This is a genomic window from Syntrophorhabdus sp. (assembly GCA_012719415.1).
Classification (GTDB): domain Bacteria; phylum Desulfobacterota; class Syntrophorhabdia; order Syntrophorhabdales; family Syntrophorhabdaceae; genus Delta-02.
Map to the genome: position 1 here is coordinate 1 of JAAYAK010000295.1, position 2,594 is coordinate 2,594.

Below are 2,594 nucleotides of genomic sequence, written 5' to 3' on the forward strand. Positions count from 1 at the left end.
CCACATGCGGACGCATCGCCTCACAGAGGACCTCAATATCGCCGGCTACAGCTGCGTCCGTCCCACCCCGTTTTCGTGCAAGGATTGGGAACGGTACGATGACCGGCAGAAGATCCTCCAACCCGGTCCTTACAAACCAGTCGTCAGCAGACTGGACGGACTCATCGACATTGATGAGCAGGAGTGGTTCAGTTCTCATCCCACGATGGAGGAGGACCTCGAGCAACTCGCCCGGATGTCAGACCCGAAGAGGACTCTTTACGTGCTCCACGACCCGCCCTGGAACACGACCTTGGACGTGCTCTACAACGGACAGCACATCGGAAGCATGGCGGTACGCCGCTTCATTGAACAGCGTCAACCTCCGCTTGTCCTGTCCGGACACATCCATGAATCACCCAAGGCCTCCGGAAAGATCTTGGACAGGATCGGAGACACTCTCTGTGTTAATCCTGGGCAGACAGAGGCGATTCTCCAGGCAGTGATGATTGATATTCCCGGGTTCAGGCTGAAGCTGTTATGACTCCATACTAGCTCTGAAAACAGAAAATTTCTCGCGTACAAAGTGTCTTGGACATAACTAATATTATTACTTTATCTGAAAACGCACTTCAGTAGTCGCTTCAGTTGACGCTTCACCTATTTTTCAGTAATCCGGGACCGTCAGAGACAGCCAGCAACGACAGCAGTTCCTCCCTGTCCGCCTCGTCAACATGATCTCTCAAGAGCTCAACGCTGTCACGCACTCTCTGCCCGTACTGATCCACCTCGTTCTTGCCGAAGGTCGCCGCACTGAAATCCGCGTCCCGCCGCCGATGATAGAGCTCAAAGAGATGGTCGTATACGATCCTGTCCACCTCGCCGGTGGTGATGAAATGCCTCGCCATCAACTCCCGCACCTCGCGGTGCGAGTACGCGCGATAGCCTTTGTCGGCAAGGACATACCTGCAGAGGGCCTCCAATACAAAAAAGAGTAAAGACACGCACTCGGGGAAATTCCCTGCGGTGTAGTTGACACGATATGACCGTAGCTTCCTCCTCATGAGCTCCATCATGTCCTGTGCTTCCTTCATTCTCTCGTCCCCCTCTTTGTCGAAACGCATCGACTCCGCCTCGTCTGACGCCCATCCGTATGTGTCATAGAGCGCGTCCATATCAGGCTCCACTAGGTGGATCCCCGCAAGAGCCTCCTGAACCACAAAGGGCGACTCGTCCCTGTCGTTGAGATGGAGGATCGAAACATGCGTGTCGTCCTTCACGGCCGCACGTATGCTGCCGACAATGCGCATCCGCTCCGCCTCATCGTCTGCGTTCATGCAGATGCCGATATCGATGCTGGGCCGGCCACGCGGCACTCCCTCCGAGTATGGACCATAGAGAACGGCGACCAGGACTCTGTTCTCTGCCCGTAACCTCTCAAGCACGGCTTTGATGGGGACAATCCTGTCATGGATTGTCTCATTAGCGCCCCTGCGAAGCTCCGGGGCCCTCATGTCCGTTCTCTTCACGAGCCGGTCCACGTCTCTCCTGAGCCGATCGGGCAGCCGCAGGGCAAGCGATGAGAATCCGATGATCCTGTCACGCTCTGTCTCCCACGTGCGTGCCGGGGTGAGGCAATAATCCCGGAGCGCATCCATGTATATCGTCGATATCCGCCCCAGAACTCGCTGCTGGCCAAATGCATCATCGAGGTCCCTGAGGATACCCTCCATGTCGTAATAGATGCGGCGGATCGTCTCTGCCGCGGTCATCAGGTGGTGGTCACCCTCAGGCTTGTCCTTGTCCTGTTTGAAAAGATCAAGTTGCTCACGGAGTCCGGTGCGCTCCCTGTCAAGGAGATGCTCCCTGCCGTCGTCAAGCATAGCATGCATGATCATTAAGGATACCATCTACCTTAATTTCTGTAAAAGGAATGGCTTACACAAAGCATGCTGCGCGGGTCTTTACAGTCTCGAACGAGAGAATGGATACCATGTTCCCTTTCTTGTCTCTATAGCGTGTCGGTCGGACTCGCCCTGCCCCTCGATGTAACAATCATGTTTGCCTAGTATATCGTGACAATGTGATATATTAGGCAAACAGCCAATCGTTACGGAGGCGCGCCATGGCCACCCAGAAAAAGACAAAGATTGTATGCAACCCAAGGATTCTCGGGGGGACTCCAGTGTTTGAAGGGACCAGTGTCCCCGCCGGGCATATACTTGCCGAGGTGAAGGCCGGGACGACCAGATTTGAGATCTTCCGGCATTACCCCTCGCTGCCTCTCGATGGCATCGAAGTTGCCGTCGAATGGGACAAAGCGGGCCGGCCTCTTTGAAAATCGCATTTTCATCGCACATCAATGGTGTCCCACCCATATCCACTGCGCTGGCAAAACCTTGCGGAAAGTGCGGTGAAGCAAGCAGGGATGTTGTTTCGCCGTCGTAGGAATTTTGAAAACATTGCCATATATCAGCGTGTGATACATTATAGACAGATGGGAGGTGTTCCAATGACCCTTGCCGAAACAAGGTCGCGCATAGTATCCGACCCGGAAATCCTCGGGGGACTGCCCGTAATCGAGGGGACTCGTGTTCCAGCAGGAAACATCCTCG

At 54.7% G+C, this 2,594-nt stretch carries 4 protein-coding genes; 3 read left to right on the forward strand and 1 reads right to left on the reverse strand.

The features are described 5' to 3' along the window. The coding region (locus GXX82_16830) for a metallophosphoesterase (protein ID NLT24710.1) at positions 1–523 on the forward strand (523 nt) is incomplete at its 5' end. A 112-nt stretch (positions 524–635) separates the two neighbouring features. Here GXX82_16830 and GXX82_16835 read toward each other — a convergent pair. Next, positions 636–1,877, reverse strand: a complete 1,242-nt coding sequence (locus tag GXX82_16835) for a hypothetical protein (protein NLT24711.1) — start codon at positions 1,875–1,877, stop codon at positions 636–638. Between the two features lie 227 nt (positions 1,878–2,104). On the opposite strand from GXX82_16835, the gene GXX82_16840 reads away from it, so the two are divergent. Both GXX82_16840 and GXX82_16845 read left to right on the forward strand, forming a co-directional pair. After that, positions 2,105–2,317, forward strand: coding sequence for a DUF433 domain-containing protein (locus tag GXX82_16840; protein NLT24712.1), 213 nt, complete (start codon positions 2,105–2,107; stop codon positions 2,315–2,317). A gap of 174 nt (positions 2,318–2,491) precedes the next feature. Then, on the forward strand, positions 2,492–2,594 hold a 103-nt coding region (locus tag GXX82_16845; GenBank protein NLT24713.1), incomplete at its 3' end, for a DUF433 domain-containing protein.